Source organism: Myxococcus sp. CA051A, from assembly GCF_013336705.1.
In the GTDB taxonomy this organism is placed as follows: domain Bacteria; phylum Myxococcota; class Myxococcia; order Myxococcales; family Myxococcaceae; genus Myxococcus; species Myxococcus llanfairpwllgwyngyllgogerychwyrndrobwllllantysiliogogogochensis.
Window position 1 is genome coordinate 233,332 of sequence record NZ_JABUMS010000002.1, and the last position, 17,985, is coordinate 251,316.

Genomic DNA, 17,985 nt, shown 5'->3' on the forward strand with positions numbered 1-17,985 from the left:
GGGACAGAGTGGCGTCGGTTGTACGACAGTTGACCGGGTGCTGCCGTGTCACATGCATCCGGAAGAAGCGCGGCTCGGAGAACCGGGCGCTCGCCATGAGCGAGCCCGTGCTGCTTCGTTGTGAGTATTGGCACCAGGGCTTGCCCCGACACGCGAAGGGAAGACGGCCGGGAGGTCAGCCGCCGTCTTCCCCTCGTCCCGGTGCGGGCCGACTACTTGGTGAAGGTGATGGGGCCGCTGGAGAGCGTGGTGTTGTTCGCTCCGTCGACCGCCCGCACCCGCCACGTGTGGCTGCCCGCCGCGAGGCCCGTCAGCGTCGTCTGCTCGGTCCCCACGCCGTACACCTCGAACTCCCACAGCGAGTACCCATAGCCCGTGGCGCGCTGGATGCCTCGCATGCGCACGTAACGGCCCACGCCGCTCAGGTTGAGCAGGTCATCCTGCGCGCCATTGCCGTTGGCCTCGGTGTACACGGCCCTCCACGTCGTGCCGTCCACGGAGGCCTCGATGGCGTACTGCTTGCCGTACGCCGCCTCCCAGAACAGGTTCACCCGCTTGATGGAGTACACGGCGCCCAGATCCACGGTGATGGACTCCGTGTCAGGGCTGGCCACGTCGGTGCGGCTGGACCAGCGCGTGGCGGTGACGTTGCCGTCCACCGCGTCGTTGGGGCTGCCGAACTCCGACGACGTCGCGGAGACGTTCTTCGCCAGCGCCAGGTTCGTCGACGTGCCCACGTAGGCCTTCGGCGTCACGTCCGGCGCGCGGTCCGTGCCGTCCACCACGAGCACGTACCTGGACACGCCCGCGCCCACGTCCGTCGTCTGCTCCCAGATGAACGTCGTCGACGCACCCGGCACCGCCGCGCCCGCCGCGGGCACCAGCGCCGCGAAGGCCGCCGGAGGCGCCGTGTCGTTCAACGTGAAGGTCGCCGTGGCGGACTGCGTGACACCGCCCGCCCAGTTGTAGGCCCTCACGAACCACGTGTGCGCGCCGTTGCCCAGCGCGGCGTTGATGACGGGCGCGGAGTTCGTGCGCGTCGTCGCGACAGGGAAGGGGCTGCCGTCCAGGAACACCTCGTAGCGGTGGATGCCCGTCTGCGGGTCGCTGCTCGCCGTCCACGTGAAGTTCGGCCGCGTGGTGATGGTGGAGCCCGGTGCCGGCGTCTGCAACGTGAACGCCGTGGGCGGCGTCGCATCCGTCAGCCCGAAGCCCTGGATGCCCGCGCCGTACTGGAACAGCGGGTTGCCATAGATGGGCAGGATGGGCAGGCCCTGGGCAATCCGAGACTTGATGGCCGCCCGCTCGGCGGCGGTGGCGCCCAAGTCGAACGGGATGTCCCACTGCTCCAGTTGGTTGTTCTCCACGTCGGTGCCGACCTGGTCCATGCCCCTGGGCAACTGCCACGGCAATTTGCCGCGCGGGAACACGTCGCCGAAGAGGATGTCCGCCACGGCCGGGCCTCCCGAGTCTCCAGGCCGGTACGCCACCAGGAGCGCATTGGTCTGCGGGACGACGTTCGTCAGCACATACGGACGCGGCAGGATGAGCACCGTCGTCGTGGGAATGTTGCGCGCGCGGAAGCCGGTGATGAGGCCGTACTGGTTGCCCCACTTGGCATCATGCGCCGGGCCAATCGGGTCTCCGGGCAGGTAGGGCTTCTCCTTGTCCCACTCGGTGCCGTGGGTGAAGTAGCTCTCGCCCACCACGACGATGGCCGCGTTGGGCGTGACTCCCGCCGGAGCGTTGTCCTTGTAGACGGTGATGCCGGCCGCCTCGGCGCGCTGCTTGATGGCCTGGTAGATGGTCAGGTCCCCGAACTCCGTGCCGTGGAAGTCCGAGCGCCACGTCACCATGCAGGGGCCCGCATCCGCGCAAGGCCCCGCCACGACGATGCTCGAGCCCGCGCCCAGCCGCAGCGGCAGCGCACCGTCGTTCTTCAAGAGCGTCATCGCGTTCTGCGCCGCGCGCCGCACCAGCGCCTTGTGGTCCGCCGTGTGCCACTCGGAGGTGCCCGCGAGGCCCCTGCGGTACGGGTCCTCGAAGATGCCCAGGCGGAACTTCAGGTCCAGAATCCGGCGCACGGAGTCGTTGATGCGCGCGATTGGCACCGCCGTCTCGAAGTCGCCCATCTGCGCGGGATTCGCCCCGCCCATGACGTCCGAGCCCGCCGTCGCCGAGCGCGTCCACGCACCCGACGGCAGCCAGTCCGAGCAGATGACGCCCTGGTACCCGAGATTCACACGCAGGTAGTTGAGGATGCCCACGCTGTCACCGGCGCCGTAGCCCTCCGGGCCCAACAGCCAGCTGCCCGCGTAGCCGGGCATGATGCCGCTGGTGCCCGCCTCCAGCGCCGCGTGCCACGGACGCATGTGGTAGTGGATGGTGGTGCCGTCATAGGTGATTCCGGCCTCGCCGCCCGCGCCCTGGCCGGGCCAGTGCTTGGTGGTGACCCAGATGGAGTGCGGGTTCACCTCGGGACCGCCCTGCAGGCCCGCGATGAGCGCGCGGGTGAGGCCCGCCGACAGGTCCGCGTCCTCACCATTGCCCTCCTGGATGCGCGGATAGAGGACCTTGGTGCCCACCTCCGCCAGCGGCGACAGGGTGCCTCGGCTGCCCACCGCGAGTTGCTCGCGGCGTTGCATGTCACCCAGCTCGTAGACGGTGTCCAGGTCACGAGAGGCGGCCAGCGCCGGCTGCGTGGGCCAGCTCGTCTTGTAGCCGTGGATGGAGTCACCCGCGTCGACGTTCGGGATTCCCAGCCGCGTGCCCGCGGAGGCGCGCTGGAAGCTGACGATGTCCTCCGGGCTCAGGGGGCCCATGGTGAAGCCCGCCTCCGGAAAGGTCTTGGCCTCGTAGAACATCTGCAGCGCCTTCTCGCGCGTCGTCATTCGCGCCATCAAGTCGTTGACGCGGGTGGCGATGGGGTTGTGCCAGTCCTCGTACGGGTCGATGACGCCGTTCTTGTTCAAGTCGCGCATGCCGTTGATGAGCGCGACGCCGTCCGCCGCCGTTTCGACGACCGGCAGGTACACGCTGAACTGGCGCAGGTCCGAGCGACTGGTGGCGCCGCTGGCCTGCGTGGCCACGACGTACCACTTGTATGTCCAGCGGTCCGGCAGGTCCTGCGTCAGGGTGAATGACGTGCCCGTCGTGGTGGTCATCAGCGTGTAGCGGTCCAGCAGGCTGCCGGCGGCCATCCAGTCGTAGTCGACGCGGCTGATGTTCAGATACAGCTTGTAGTTGGCCGCGCCCGCGACGGCGGCCCACTGGAACGTGGGACGGCGCGTGTTCGTCACCATGGCGTTGTTGGCCGGAGCGACGACGGCGAACGCACCCGCGATGGCGGGAGGCGCGGGCGCCTGGTACGGGTCCGGGATGATGGTGCGGTCTCTTCCGTCCGGAGGCCCGCCCGTGGTGAAGATTTCGACCTTCCACTCCGCGCCCTGCACCGCGAGCGAGGTGACGCTCTGCCCGCGCAGCACCGTGCCGGTGGACGTCGTCACCGCCAGCCGGATGTCCGTGTTGGGCGCGGTGGGCGAGAACTGATTCTTGGAGAGCGTAATCGTCGTGTTGGGAGCGAAGGTCAGCTCGTAGGTGAAGGGCCCCGGCGGGTTGCGTACCGACGGCGTGGTGTTGCCTTCCTCCGGCGTGGGCGTGACGCTGATGGGCGCGGGCGAGACATTGATTTTCGCGTACGCCAGCTCCGGGAACATCAGCTTGATGGTCTGGTTCGTCGTCTGCGGCGGCGGCTCCTGCGGTCCGTCACCGGGCGCGTAGACCTCGAAGTCCCAGAGGGAGATGCCGTAGCCGGTGCCTCGGGTGATGCCGCGCACGCGTACGTAGCGGGCGGAGCCGGACACGGTGACTTCGCGGCGGCCCGGCGCGCCGTCGGTGATGTTCGTCGCGAGCGGTGACCAGGTGCTGTCATTCGTCGAGCCTTCAATCGCATACGTCGACGGATAGGCGCCCTCCCAGTTCAGCACCACCTTGCCGAGCGTCCTCGCCGAGCCCAGGTCCACGCGAATCCACTGGCCGTCCAGCGGGTCCGAGGACCAGCGCGTCGTCGTGTTGCCGTCCACCGCATAGCCCGGCGTGAGGTGGGCCGCGTTGCCCTCCACCGTCGATGCCGTGGCGGGACGGTTCTTCGCCAGGTCGCCCGTGGTGGCCGTGCCGCTGTAGACGGCGAACTCCCACAGCGAATAGCCGTAGTCCACCGCGCCGCGCACCGTGCCGAGGATGCGCACGTAGCGGCCCGTGCCTGACACCGTCAGGTCATCCGTCCCGCCGTCGCCGTCGGTGATGGTGCGGAGGTCCGTCCAGTTCGCCGCGTCCGGGGACGTCTGCACCTTGTAGCCGATGGCGTACGCCGTCTCCCACGTCAGCACCACGCGGCTGATGGTGGTGCTCGCTCCCAGGTCGACGTAGATCCACTCGTTCGCGGTGAAGGTGCTACCCCACCGCGTGCCTCCATCTCCATCCACCGCGTAGTTGCCCGTGAGTCCCGGCTCCGCGGACGACGTCACCGTCGGTCGGTTGAGCGCGAGGTTTCCGGCCTGGGCGCTCGCGTCCGCGCCGAACGCCATCACACCCACTGCTACCGCTGTCGCACACACCCGCGTCAGCAGACTCCTGACACGGTGCGTGGCCTGCACAAAAGGGGTTGGTAATCGCATGGGGACGAAAAGCGGGCCGCTGGAGAAAGTAGGGGATGGGGTGAGCCAGCGCATACCGAGACGGTTCTGCGTCCGAGCGGTCCTTTCCTTTCAACCCACGATTCTATTTCTTCGGACGACAAAGAAAGTCAAACCAGGACCCGCTAACGCGGCAAGTCGCGAAAGGCATGGCGGTGCTCCGCGTTGAAGTTTCATCAGGTTACGCGGGTGCCGCGTTGCGTTGTCGACAAGGGCGTCGGGTGCGGGCGCGCGGCGAGTGTTGTCGCGCGCCCACTTCGACCGATGCGGGTTCAGCGCGTCTCGTTCTGCTTCGCCCACGCGGCGACTTCGGGCGTGCGTGACTCCACCCAGGCGCGGAACTCATGGGCCTGGGAGAGGTACACCTCGCCGCCGCCCGCGCCACTGGAGGGTGGGTGTCCGAAGAAGCGCGTGTGCACCTCGCGGGCGAGTGTGCCCACGTCGACGCCGTGGGCCTTCGCGAGCCGCTCGAGGAACTCCTGGAAGCGCGCGCCGTCTATCCTCATGGCGTCGGCGGCCTGCACGAGGCTGTCCAGGTGGGTGGCGCTCTGCCCCAGCGACGGGTGGTCCGCGATGAGCTTCTGCACCTGCTCCGGCGACATGGCCAGGTCCTGGCACAGCCGTTGGTCGAGCAGCTCCGGCCCCAGCGTGACGAGGTTGCGCGCGAGCGTGGCGTCCATGCCGCTGGCGGTGAGCAGCTTCACCTGCTCCTCGCGGGTGCGCTCCTTCTCCGGGTCCAGGTACTTGGCGCCGAGTCCTCCGAGGAACAGGGCCGCGCCGAGCACCTGGAAGCCCGGTGCCCAGCTGAAGAGCGCCGCTCCCGCCATCAACGCGCCGCCCAGGGCCTGGGCTCCGGACGCGCTGGCCTTCCAGCCGTCGCCCTCGCGCAGGTACTGGAAGCTCTGCAACGCGTCTCCCGCCGCGCCCAGCACCGCGCCGATGGCGGACGCCTTGCCGAGCGCCGCGACGGTAGAAGCCGCCGTCGCCGTCTTGCCGAGCACGCCAGCGAGGAACACTCCGCCGTCCGCGGTGAAGCTGAGGCCGTCGCCGACAATCTTGAGCTTCGCGGCGAGGTCCGCCTGACTCCAGTTGCTGGCGTCTCCGGCGAACGCCGTGCCGACGACGAGCAACCCCAGCCCGCGCAGCGCCTGTCCCCGAGGAGAGTTCGCGCTGTAGGGCAGGCCCGTCTCCTGTTCCGTCAGGAGGGCGTTCAGGGACTGCGTCGTCTTGCGCACGTCCGCTTCGGAGGTGCCTGGCTTGATGGTCCGCAGCAGGCGGACGTAGGCCTTCATGTCGTCCGGCTTCATGCCGAACACATCCGAGCAGCGCGCGAGCCCGTCGAAGATTTTCTGGGCGGTGCCCGGGGACTTGCCGCCGGCCGCGAGCAGGGCGCCGGTGCCCGCACTCTTCACGAGCGCGAGGGCGAGCTTCTCGTCGAAGTCCTTGCCGTCCTTCAGCTTGCCCACGACGTCGAGGAAGAGCGGTGCGTCCTCCGCCTTGGCCGCGAGCTGTCCGGCGAGGTAGCTGGCGCCGCCCTGTGTCTCCGCCATGCGGGGCAGCTCGCGAGCGAGCGCGGCGACACGCGGGTCATCCGAGCCTTGAGGCACGCCGTCCGGCGCGGCGGTGGCGAGCAGCTTGCCCAGCCGCTCGAACTCCGCGAGGTCCTTCTGGATGCCGGCCTGCCCGACGTAGGTGGAGATGAAGTCCTTCTGCTGCTGGGGCGTGAGGATGGCGGAGGGGCCGCCGAGCAGCGCGGTGAGCTTCTTCTGGTGCAGTTCCGCCTTCTCCGCGGCCACGGCGAAGTCGCCGCGCACGCCGTCGATGGCACTCCACAGCGTGCGGTGAAGCGCCGCCTGGTCCTTGCCGTAGGTGGGCGCGGTGCTGCCCGGCGCAATCACTTCCCTCCGATTCAGCGAGCGCTCGATGTCGAACGCGAGTCGGGTGCCGAGCCCGAAGTTGACGGCGGTGCGCACCGCGCTCGTCATCGACATGTTCACCAGACCCGGAGGCGCATCGCGCGTGAAGGCCTTGCCCACCATTCCCGCGGCGGGGTCCTTCAAGAACTCCGTGGCGCGCGTCAGGGAGTAGAACGTCTGGTGCTCGATGCGGTTCTCCTGGTCCGCGAGCTTCTTGAGCACCTCCGGATTGTCCAGGTCGGGCTGGCGCAGCGGCGGACGGGGGTGGAGCTGGCGGTTCGTCTCCGGAGACACGCCGGCGAAGAGCTGGCCCATCTTCGCTAGGGACGGCTCGGCGGCGCGGACGAACGCCTCCTGGTAGACGGGGTCCGGGTTGCTGGCGATGAACTGCTCGAACTGACGCGCGCCCTGCTCCAGGCTGTTCTTGAGCGTGCCCTCCAGCGCCTTCGCGTCTTGCGCCGCGCGCGTCTTCACGTCCGTGCCAGCGGAGACGCTGACGATGCCCACGCCCGACTTCGGAGTGGTGAGCTCGGGCTCAGGGACAGGGAGTCCCTGGGCGGCCTCGTCGAGCCTGCCCGCGATGGAGGCTCCAACGCTCTTGCCCGCGCTCACGCCTGCGTTGGCGGCTGGACTCGTGGCTCGCGAGGCGCCCTCCAGCGCGGTGAAGGACGGCTGTCCCCGAGTGGGAGAGAAGAAGACGCCGAGCTGCTCGCGCGTCATCGCCACGGGGCCACCGGTATGCAGTGGGTCCGCGACGAGGTACTTGCCGTCGGGTGTCTTGCCGAGGATGGCGTTGAGGTGGCCGATGTCTCCGGAGCCCATGCGCTCGGGGAACTGGTCGCGCCACTTCGCGTTCGTCTGGCCATTCGCGATGACAGGGTTTCCCGCCGCGAGCTGCTGGTCCAGCGCCTCCCAGCCCTGGCCGTAGCGAGAGCCGAGGCCCGCGGCCTTGATGCCATCACCCACCATGGTGCCGCCCGTCAGCTCGCGGTCCCTGTCCAACTGCGGCACGCGCGTGCCGTCGGACGCCTTCACGTGGGCGAACTCGCTCTCGCGACGTGGGCTCATCAGCGCGCGGGCGTAGTCCACCTGTTGCTCCTTGGAGAGCCCCGGGGGCATGTGGCCCGTGTATGCCAGTGACATCGCGAGGCTCGCGGGCCCGCAGTTGGTGCTGCCGCGCGGACCGGTCGGGTTGTACTCGGAGGTGAACTGGGTGATGAACGCGGCCTCGGCGGACATGGCTGGCCGCCGTGCGCCGCCCTGGGTCGTGAGGGCCTGGGTGAGTGCCTCGCGTGTCCCCGCCGCGTACTGGCCGGTGGCCGTCACGTCGTGTTCTGTCTGGAAGCGCTCCAGTGCCGCCGCCGTCTTCGGGCCGAACTGGCCTGGCCCCGTGGCGACCTGCTCCTCGGTGAGATAGCCCAGCGTCACCAGTGCGTCTTGCAGCGCCTTCACCTCGGGGCCGGAGTCGCCGCGCTTCAGGTCCTTCAGCGGAAGCGTGACGGGGGCTTCCTCTTCTTCTTCGGGAGGAGGCGGAGGCGGTGGTGGCTGGAGCCGCTCGCGGTGGACTGCGCCGCCGTCACCGTCCTCGAAGCGGGAGGTCGCGTCGAAGCCTTCCGTGCCGGAAGTGTCTTCCTGCTCGACGACGTGGTTCTGAGACGATGTCTCGTTCCGGGCTGTTTCAGTCGCGCCTTCGGATGAGATGGTTTGAGTCGGACGTGATGAGCCGTCGACACGCATGGTGTGTTGCTCCCCCTCTGATATCCAACGCACCTACGGCTCAGCGGCGGCTCGATTGCGTGGCCGTGTGTCGCTTCGGTGCGCTCGCGGGGGAGAGACAACGTTTCAGTCGCCACCTCGTCCAGCCGGGGCGAGGGGCGTGCCCGCACCAACATGGCCCGGGCCGCGTTGGAGAAGCCCAGACCTGAGCCCTTCCTCAAACGCCAGCGCCCCGAATCGCCAGCTCACGGGCTCAGCTACCTCTCGGAGTGTCTGTCAGCTCTATCTGGTATTGCACGACCTTCAGTCGACGGTGGGCTCCCGACGAATGGGGGCCATCGCCAGGAGGGCTTCGCATGTCGCCGCGATGGTCGATTCCGCTGCTGCTCGTGATGATGGCCGGATGCAGCGGCACCACGAAGTCCGTGCGCCTGCACACGGGCAACGGCGAGCCCATCGTCTTCACCCCACTCAGCGGCGATGCCGCGCCGGTTGAGTTGGACGAAGACGACTTCGTTGAAGCTGTAGAAGCGCTCGCCCAGAACGTGCGGCCGTCCACTCGTCCCCAGGAAATGGCCCGGCGGTTGTTCGAGGTGGGTTCGCGCAGTGGCTCGTACCTGTACGAGCCACGCGGCCACCGCGTTATCCCGTTGGGACCGGGCGAACACCTGGAGGGCGAACAACCCGCGACAGAGGTGGAGCTGACGCGCGCATACCTGCGCTGGTGCGAGCGCACGAACAAGCCCGGCGATTGCCTGCGCCTCCTGGTGGAGAGCCCCACGGTCACCGGGGATGGCCGTTACGCCCTGGCCATGGCCTTGGCACAGGGCGTCGTGTTGGACGAGATGCTGGATGCCTTCAAGGACATGACCGACCCCCAGGCCATGCTGTCGGCGGTTCTTTGGACGTGGACCACGTACTGCATCTTGCTCGCGGTGCCCGAGCCTTTCTCGAAGGGCGTGGCCGCCGTGATGACCGCCTCCCTCATTGCCTACGTGGGGGTCGATACGTTCTGGACCCTCATCGTGGGCTTCAAGCAGTTGGTGGAGGAGGCGGAGCGGGCCACCACGTTTGACGAGCTCCGCGAGGCGGGCGAGCGCTACGGCCAGGTCATGGGCCGCAACGCGGCGCGCGCGTTCGCCATGTTGGCCGTGGCCGCCATTGGAAACACGGCGGCGGGGGTGGGGTCGAAGGTGCCAAGGCTCCCAGGCGCCGCGCAGGCAGCGGTGCAGGCCGAAGCGCAGGTGGGCCTCAGGCTCGCGGCGGTCGCGGACGTGGGAGCGGTGACCGTGAGCGCCGAGACCGTCACCATCGCCCTCGCCCCCGGTGCCGTGGCCATGGCGGCCAAAGACACGGGCGGCGGCGCCTCCGCCAAGGCGCGTCCCATGGGCTACAGGGCCTGGGGCTCGTTCAGTGGCTTCAAGAAGGCCATGGGCCCGGCGGGCAAGAACAAGGAGTGGCACCACATCGTCGAGCAGACCCCGGGCAACGTGAACCGCTTTGGCCCCCAGGCCCTCCACAACACCGAGAACATCATCCCTTTGGACAAGAGCCTGCACGCCGACGTCAGCGCTCTCTACTCGTCGATCCGGCGTAGTATCACGGGCTCCAGCACCTTGACCGTGCGGCAATGGTTGAGCACGCGGTCCTATGAGGCCCAGCGTGACTTCGGGCTGCAGGCCATGGAGAACGTGGCGAAGGGGTTCTGGCGATGACGTTGGAGACACTGGTCGAGCAGTTCGCGCTGAACGTGGCGGCGCAGACCGAGGCCATCTTTCGAGGAGATGCCAAGACCGGGAACAAGCACGCCAGGAAGTACGGTGCCGCCGTCGACGAACTCCTGGCCAATGGAAACGCAGGGCGTGATGCCCTCCTCGTCCTGCTCAAGCATGAGCGCATGGATGTGCGTGTCATGGCCGCCGCCCATCTGCTCCGCTACCGGACGGCCGCGGCGAAGGCGGTTTTGGAAGAAGCCGCCCAGGGCAAGGGGCTCGTGCCCTTCGAAGCCGGGCAGGCATTGAAGCGCTGGGAGGAAGGGACCTGGGCACTCGATCCAGAGTAGCCGCATCGGTCGAACAGAAGGGCCACCCGACGCCCAGGCTGACCCCCGACGGGAGGCACCCAAGGTGCCTCCCGGTGACTCCTGTCACGGACTTCGGCTCAGGCGCTGACGCCCACGCCGATGGGGCAGCTCACGCCGGTGCCGCCCAGGCCGCAGTACCCACCGGGGTTCTTCTCCAGGTACTGCTGATGGTAATCCTCGGCGAAGTAGTACTCGGGCGCCGGGATGATTTCGGTGGTGATGGTGTCCAGGCCCTTCGCGGTGAGCGCCTTCTGGTAGGCGTCCCGGCTGGCCTCGGCGGTGCGCTTCTGGGACTCGCTGGTGGTGTAGATGCCGGAGCGGTACTGCGTGCCCTCGTCGTTGCCCTGCCGCATGCCCTGCGTCGGGTTGTGGCTCTCCCAGAAGACTCGCAGCAACTGCTCGTAGCTGAGCTTCTTCGGGTCGAACACCACGCGGACCACCTCGTTGTGGCCCGTCATGCCGCTGCACACCTCGCGATAGGTGGGGTTGGGCGTCAGGCCCCCCGCGTAGCCCACGGACGTGCTGTACACGCCGGGCGTCTGCCAGAACTTGCGCTCGGCGCCCCAGAAGCAGCCCAGGCCGAAGATGGCGACCTCGTGGCCCTCCGGAACAGGCCCCTTCAGCGGGGTGCCCAGCACCTCGTGCTTGGGGGGAACGGACATCTCCTCCGTACGGCCCGGCAGCGCCTCCGCCGGGGACGGCATCCGCAGCTTCTTGGTGGAGTTGAAGAACATGCCCTAGGAATAGCCTCCCGCCCGTCTGGTTTCACCCCTAGAAGGAGCAGGCGGCCAATCAGGCGGTGTTGGGGCCACAGGCCCTCCTCCACCAAGGTAGGCCGACCTGCCCCGCTGAAATAGGGTCTCCCACCGAATGCGCCTCCCCACCGCCACGGCCTTGTTGTGTCTCGTCCCTTCCCTCGCGCTCGCGGGTGCGGATTCCCGCTGCCGCGCCAGCCGCTTCTCCGCGCAGGAAATGAAGGGCGCCTCCGCCCAGCAGCGCCATGCCGCGTATGTGCAAACATGTGCGCTCGACGAGGTGGTGGAGCTGACGAAGCAGCTGGTGCGCTTCAAGACGGTCAGCAGCGAGGCGCCTCCCGCGAAGAGCCCCGACATCGCCGCCATGGGCCGCTTCCTCCAGAAGTGGGCCAAGGCCCATGGCATGGCGTACCGCGTCGTGGGCGACAACGACGTGTTCGAGATTGCCTGGGGCGAGGGCGCGCCGACGCTGGGCCTTGTCTTCCACGGTGACGTGGTCCCCGCCCCCGTGCACGAGTGGAAGCGCCCGCCCTTCGAACCCTATGTCCAGGAGGGCCGCCTGTTCGGCCGGGGCGTGGAGGACGACAAGGGGCCGCTCGCGTCGGCGCTGGTGGCGCTCGACCACGCGCGGAGGCTCGGGCTCAAGCCCCAGGGCAAGGTGCTCGTCATCGTCGGCAACGGCGAGGAGAGCGACTGGATCGGCATGGCGAAGTACGCGGCCACCGAGCCCAAGCCCACGCACGTCATCTCCGTGGACTCGGGCTACCCCGTCGTCGCCGCGCAGTCCGGCTTCGTCGCGTGGAACCTCGTCGCGCCCGTGGGGCCGGCTCTGCAGTCCTCCAAGGTCGCGCTGCGTCCGGTGGACGTGAAGGCCGGCGAGTTCCTCACGCAGGTGCCCGGCACGGCCACGCTGAAGCTTTTGCCCGGTGAGGAGGGCTCGCTCGCCGTCGCCCTGGAGACCGTCAGGAGCGCCGTCACCGAGGAGCAGCGGGTGCGCCCCGGGCTGAAGGCGGACGTGAAGGAGGAGGGTGGGGCGGTGGTGCTCACCGTCCACGGCAAGGCGGTGCATGCCTCCATCGCCGACGAGGGAAACAACGCGCTGTGGGGCCTGTCCGGTGTCGCGGCGAGGCTGCTCATGGAGGACAACGGCATCGCCGCCATGCTGCACGTGCTGTCCACGCGCTTCGACCGCGACCATCACGGTGAGAAGCTGGGTCTCGTGTACTCGGATGGCGGGCTGATGGGGACGCTCATCGTCTCGCCCACCGTGCTGCGCGTGGCGGATGGCAAGGTGAGCCTGGGCGTCAACATGCGCCGTCCCCAGGGGAAGGATGCGGCGGCGTTCAATGCTTCGCTGGACCACGCCGCGGAGCGCGTGGGCCAGGACTCCGGAGGCCGCGTGAAGGAGGGTGGCGGACGCTACGTGGGAGACGCGCACGTGGCCGACACGTCCGGGCCGCTCGTCACCACGCTGCTGGACATCTACAAGCGCCACAAGAACGTCCCGGACGCGAAGGCGACGTCCGTGCGCGGCGGCACCTACGCGCGGCTGTTCCCCAAGGCCGTGGACTTCGGCCCTGGCTTCCCGGGCGAGGAATACACCGGCCACGCGCCCGACGAGTCCATCTCGCTGGAGAGCCTGGACCTGGGCACGCGCATGCTCGCGGAGGCCATCCACGCGCTGGCCCTCACGCCCGCGCCCGTCTCCGCGCAGGAGAAGTAAGGGCTACACCCGCGCGGGTGGGCTCTTCGCGCGGGGCCAGTACACGCGGAAGGTGGTGCCCTCCTCCTCCGAGGAGCGCACCTCCACGCGGCCGCCATGCGCACGGGCAATCTGGTGGACGATGTAGAGGCCCAATCCCAGGCTGCGCTGCTTCTGATACGTCGAGGCCGACTCGGACGTCGCCACCGGCGTCTTGAACGGGTCGAAGATGCGCGGCAGCAGCTCCGCGGGAATGGGCTCGCCGCGGTTGTGGACCTCCAGCACCACGTCGTGGGCCTCTCCACGCACGCGGGTGTGCACCGGCGTGTCGCCGCCTCCGTGCTGAAGTGCATTGGACACCAGGTTCCCCAGCACCTGCGCCACCCGGTCCGGGTCCCAGTCGCCCGACGTGTCTCCCGACGATTCGAACAGGAGCGGACGCCCCGGGTGGCTCACCTGGAGTTCTTCCAGCGTCGCCTGACACACGTCCGCCAGGTCCATCGGCTGGGGTGAGACGGGGATGCCCTCGCCCAGCTTGCTGCGCGCGAAGTCGAGGATGTCCGTAATCATGCGCCCCATGCGCCCGGCGGACTTGCGGATGCGCTCCACCGCGCGGCGCTCCGGCGCCTCCAGCTCCTCCGCGCGCGCCAACTGGAAGGCCGAGGCGCCAATGGCGTTGAGCGGGTTTCGCAGGTCATGTCCCAGGACGGCGAGGAGCTGTTCCCGGAAGTCCACCGCGCGCTGGAGCGAGGCCTCCGTCTGCTTGTGGTGGGTGATGTCCACCAGGACGCAGCCCAGGCCCAACAGCCCCGAGGCCTGGGGCTCGCGCACCGGATAGAAGGTCACCTGCCACATGCGCTTGCCTCGCGGCGGCATCAGCGAGGTCGGCGTGGCGAACTCGAAGGACTGCAGGGGCTCGCCCGTCTCCAGCACGCGCCGAAGCAAGGGCTCCATCAGGTCCGCCACCGCCTTCGGCTGCATCTCCCGCAGCGTCCGGCCCAGGTGCGCCTCGGGCGGGAAGCCGTTGATGTCCGCCAGCGTCTGGTTGATGCGCAGGTAGCGCAGCTCCGGGTCCAGGAAGGCCATGCCCAGGGGCGAGGCCGCCAGCAGCGCGTCGAGCAGCGCCAGCGAGCGCTGGGCCTCCACCCGCGCATCCCGCTCCATGTCCTGGAGCCGGGCCTGGAGGATGTACGCGGCGGCGCGCTGACACATGGTGCGAAACAGCAACAGGTCCGCGTCGGAGAAGCCAAAAGACGTACGCGAGCCCAGGTATGCCACGCCCAAAAGCCGCGTTCCTTCCACCAGGGGCACGCCGTAGACGGCGCGCAGCCCCACGTCGCGCAGCACCGGCAGCACGACGCGCGAGTCCGTGGAGGCCGAGCGCAGCGTCATGGGCTGGCGTGTCGCGGCGACCTCGCCGACGAAGCCCTCGCCCAGCGCCAGCGAGCTGCCCAGGGCCTTGTCTCCGCCCAGCCCCACCGCGGCGCGCACCACCAGGCGGTCCGCCTCCAACATCAACACCCCCGCCGAGTCCACGGTAAGGGTCGACTCCATCACCACGTTGAGCAGGCGCACGAGGAGCGTGTCCACCGCGGGGCCGTCCAGCGTGGCCTGTGCCATGCGGTCCAGCGCCTGGAGGCTGCGCTGTCGCTCCTCCGCGAAGCGCTGCACCGTCCGCACCACCGTCCGGTCCAGGGCGCCTTCCAGTCGCTCCAACTCCCCGGGTTCGAGGGGCCGGGCCTGGGCCTCCAGCCTCCGGAGGATGCACTTGCGAAGGAGCGCGTACTCGGCCACCACCTCGCCCAAGTCGAAGCCCTGGTCCAGTCTCACCACCGCGTGCTCGTCCGCCAGCGCGGTGTCGGGGCCCTGTTCGCCCTGGTCGAGCGCGTCCGCCAGCGACACGAGCAGCCCCGGCATGTGGTCCAGCAACCAGGAGGGCTTTTCGCGCAAGCCGGCGTGGAGCGCGTGCATCGCATGCTCCCACTCCGACAAGAGGGCCTCTCGATTCGCGCGCAGGAAGTCCGACGCCCTGAGCGGTGTTTCCCGCTCGGGCTCGCCGTGCTCCGTGGAGCGTGTTTCCGGCTCCAGCATCACCGACCTCCTGAGGCCCCGCCCCCTCGCGCCGCCCTGACTTGAATCTGGGCACCTGGGCAGTTGTATGTATGTCCGGCCCCTCCGTTTGGCGGGAGTCGCGCGTGCGAGGGCCACCCCGAACCCTCGTCATCCGAGGAGCCCGCGTGGCGCCCGCCGGAGTCGTCCGTCGCTCCCCGCTGGACGAGGCCTTCGTCCGTCCACCGGCAATCGGTTGACCCCGAAGGACGACGTCGGGGGCTGTCGGAGTGCACGCGCTCGGTTAGGGTGAGTGGCAGATGCGCACCCTCCTGCTGACCCGCTCCGATGTGTCTCGCAATCTCCAGGCGCTCACCCTGCTGGAGGATTTGCGAGAGTCCTTCCGCACCGATGCCCTGGCACGCACCGTGGCTCCCCAGCGCGTGCGCGCGTCGCTGCACGCCGAGGGCACCGTGATGGCGCTCCTCCCCGGCTGTCTGCCCGGCATCCCCGCGTACACGGTGAAGGTGCACGCGAAGTTCCCCTCGAGCACGCCGGCCATCCAGGGTGTGCTGCACCTGAATGACCTGGCCACCGGTGAGCTGCTCGCGGTGATGGACTCCGGACACCTGACGGCGGTGCGCACGGGGGTGATGGGCGCGCTGGCGGCGGACGTGCTGGCGAGGCCGGACGCGAGCCGGGTGGCCATCATCGGCGCGGGCGCGCAGGCGGTGATGCAACTCAAGTCGCTGCGCCTGGTGCGCTCGCTGTCCCACGTGCGGGTCTACGACACGGACCCCACGCGCGCCTTCGCCTTCGCCACGCGAATGTACAAGGAGCTGAACCTGCCGGTGCGGCCCGAGGACTCCGTGGCGGACGCGGTGGCGGACGCGGACATCGTCATCGCCGCGACGTGGAGCCGGCAGCCCTTCCTCCACCCCGGCATGGTGCGACCGGGCACGCACGTCACCACGCTGGGCGCGGACGAGCCGGGCAAGGCGGAGGTCTCCGCGGAGCTGCTGCGACAGGCGCGCTTCATCTGCGACCACCGGGGCCTGTCCGTCACCAGTGGGGCCGTGGGCAACGTGGGGCTGGGCGAGGACGCCATCCACGCGGAGCTGGGCGAGGTGATTGCCGGGCTGAAACCCGGCAGGACGTCTCCACAAGAGGTGACGGTGTTTGGCGCGGTGGGGCTGCCCTTCCAGGACCTGGCGGCCGCGTGGCACGTGTATCAAGCCGCGCGGGGTGATGACGCCATCCAGGGCCTGGACTTCAGCGCATGAGGGTCTGGGACTCGCTCATGTCGCGGTTGGGGCTCACGCGGCCGGAGCTGCGCGCGTGGGCGATGTACGACTGGGCGAACTCCGCCTACGTCACCACCGTCATCGCGGTGGTGTTTCCCATCTACTACGCCTCCGTCGCGTCGAAGGGGCTGGAGCGTGAGGTGGCCACGGGCCGCTTCGCCGCCGTCACGGCCGTGGCGCTGGGCACGGTGGCGGTGTTGTCGCCCGTCCTCGGCGCGCTGAGCGACAGGGCGGGCCGACTCAAGGCGCTCCTGGGTGGCTTCCTTGCCTTGGGGTTGCTGGCCACGGTGGGGTTGGCCGGCGTGGGGCCCGGTGACTGGGCCTGGGCGCTGGTGTGCTTCGGTCTGGGCAACGTGGGGGTGACGGGCAGCATCGTCTTCTCCGACGCGTTGCTGCGGCACATCGCCAGGGACGAGGAGCTGGACCGGGTGTCCACCGCGGGCTACGCGCTGGGCTATCTGGGGGGCGGGCTGCTGTTGGCCGCGCAGCTCGTGTTGCTGGTGAAGCCCGGCTGGTTCGGGCTGCCGGACGCAGCGGCGGCCTCGCGCGTGTCCTTCGTCACGGTGGCGCTGTGGTGGGGCGCGTTCTCGGTGCCGCTGTTCCTGCGCGTCCCCGAGCCTCGGCCCCCGAGCGGCGCGCCCCTGCCCCGGCTGTCGCTCACCGGCGTCTTCTCGCAGCTCACGGAGACGCTGCGGGCGCTGCGGCAATACCGGCAGGCCCTGCTGCTGTTGGTGGCGTATCTGCTCTACAGCGATGGCATTGGCACCATCATCCGGCTGTCCACGCTGTATGGGACGGAGCTGGGCATCGGCCAGGGCGCGTTGATGGGGGCGCTCCTGATGACGCAGGCGGTGGGCGTGCCCTGCGCGGTGTTGTTCGGCAAGGCGGCGTCGCGGGTGGGCTCGAAGCCGGCGCTGATGTTCGCGCTGGCGGTGTACGTGGTGGTGACGTTCCTGGGCTACTTCATGAGCTCGCCCGTGCACTTCTTCGCGCTGGCGCTGCTGGTGGGCATGGTGCAGGGCGGGAGCCAGGCGCTGAGCCGCTCGCTGTTCGCGCAGATGATTCCGCGTCACCGCGCCGCGGAGATGTTCGGCCTGTTCAGCGTCTTCGAGAAGGTGACGGCGGTGGCGGGCCCGCTGGTGTTCGCGGCCACGGTGGAGCTGACGGGTTCCAGTCGCCTGGCGGTGCTGTCGCTGCTCGGCTTCTTCGGCGCGGGCGCGGCGGTGCTGTGGCGCGTGGACGTGGAGGCAGGCAAGCGCGCCGCGCGCGAGGACGACGCCCGCGCGGGGTGGAATGATGCTCCGCTGACGACCGCCGCTCCCGGGGCCGCGCGCGCGGACTAGCGCTCAGTGTTCGACAGGGGGCACCTCTCGGGGGGCGGAGAAGAGGCTGTCGCGTCCATGGCGCAGCACCACTTCTCCGTGGAGGACCTCTGTCACATCGTCGAAGGACACCGCGAAGTCATGGCGGCGCAGCAGGCCCTTTTCCACGATGAGCTCCTTCTCCGTGATGTCGATGATGCGGCCAATGGTGTGGCCATCATTGCCGCGGACCTTCATTCCCTTCTGAATCTCGGCTCGGCTGAACATGGGAGCTCCCTGGGGGCGTGGGAGAAGCCCCTCGTGGCCAAGCTGGAGAGGGACCTCGCCCCGCGCAACGCCCGCACGGTGAGACGGCCCCTCGGAGGCTTTGCGGGAGACGGCTACCCCCGCGACTCGGCGCCCGGGCGTGCGGGTGATGTTTCAGTCGACAGGGATGTTTCACAG

General features: G+C 69.2%; 10 protein-coding genes. 5 read left to right on the forward strand and 5 right to left on the reverse strand.

Annotated elements, in window-relative coordinates:
* Positions 1-212: 212 nt before the first annotated feature.
* Complete coding sequence (locus HUA74_RS06425) at positions 213-4,586, reverse strand: discoidin domain-containing protein (RefSeq protein WP_174453830.1); 4,374 nt, start codon at positions 4,584-4,586, stop codon at positions 213-215.
* Positions 4,587-4,966: 380 nt separating this feature from the next.
* On the reverse strand, positions 4,967-8,347 hold the full coding sequence (locus HUA74_RS06430; protein ID WP_174453831.1) for a peptidoglycan-binding protein: 3,381 nt from the start codon (positions 8,345-8,347) through the stop codon (positions 4,967-4,969).
* Between the two features lie 335 nt (positions 8,348-8,682).
* Here HUA74_RS06430 and HUA74_RS06435 point away from each other — a divergent pair, with 335 nt between their 5' ends.
* Both HUA74_RS06435 and HUA74_RS06440 read left to right on the forward strand, forming a co-directional pair.
* On the forward strand, positions 8,683-10,041 hold the full coding sequence (locus HUA74_RS06435; RefSeq protein WP_174453832.1) for a hypothetical protein: 1,359 nt from the start codon (positions 8,683-8,685) through the stop codon (positions 10,039-10,041).
* Positions 10,038-10,388: a DUF2019 domain-containing protein gene (locus tag HUA74_RS06440; RefSeq protein ID WP_174453833.1), complete on the forward strand. Its 351-nt coding sequence runs from the start codon at positions 10,038-10,040 to the stop codon at positions 10,386-10,388. The genes HUA74_RS06435 and HUA74_RS06440 overlap by 4 nt, the downstream gene beginning before the upstream one ends.
* 98 nt (positions 10,389-10,486) lie before the next feature.
* On the opposite strand, the gene msrA is transcribed toward HUA74_RS06440, so the two are convergent.
* A complete protein-coding gene (gene msrA / locus HUA74_RS06445; RefSeq protein ID WP_141640403.1) occupies positions 10,487-11,143 on the reverse strand; it encodes a peptide-methionine (S)-S-oxide reductase MsrA in 657 nt (218 codons plus the stop codon).
* Between the two features lie 136 nt (positions 11,144-11,279).
* On the opposite strand from msrA, the gene HUA74_RS06450 reads away from it, so the two are divergent.
* Entirely contained in the window at positions 11,280-12,887 is a 1,608-nt protein-coding gene (locus HUA74_RS06450; RefSeq protein WP_174453834.1) for a Sapep family Mn(2+)-dependent dipeptidase, read from the forward strand.
* A gap of 3 nt (positions 12,888-12,890) precedes the next feature.
* Here HUA74_RS06450 and HUA74_RS06455 read toward each other — a convergent pair whose 3' ends face one another.
* Complete coding sequence (locus HUA74_RS06455; RefSeq protein ID WP_174453835.1) at positions 12,891-14,957, reverse strand: ATP-binding protein; 2,067 nt, start codon at positions 14,955-14,957, stop codon at positions 12,891-12,893.
* A gap of 278 nt (positions 14,958-15,235) precedes the next feature.
* On the opposite strand from HUA74_RS06455, the gene HUA74_RS06460 reads away from it, so the two are divergent.
* Entirely contained in the window at positions 15,236-16,198 is a 963-nt protein-coding gene (locus HUA74_RS06460) for an ornithine cyclodeaminase family protein (protein WP_174453836.1), read from the forward strand.
* The gene (locus HUA74_RS06465) at positions 16,195-17,562 is read left to right on the forward strand and encodes an MFS transporter (RefSeq protein WP_174453837.1); all 1,368 of its coding nucleotides are present in this window, start codon (positions 16,195-16,197) and stop codon (positions 17,560-17,562) included. The genes HUA74_RS06460 and HUA74_RS06465 overlap by 4 nt, the downstream gene beginning before the upstream one ends.
* Positions 17,563-17,565: 3 nt before the next feature.
* Here the strand turns inward: HUA74_RS06465 and HUA74_RS06470 are convergent, their stop codons facing one another.
* Positions 17,566-17,808: a hypothetical protein gene (locus HUA74_RS06470; protein WP_141640408.1), complete on the reverse strand. Its 243-nt coding sequence runs from the start codon at positions 17,806-17,808 to the stop codon at positions 17,566-17,568.
* Positions 17,809-17,985 lie beyond the last annotated feature (177 nt).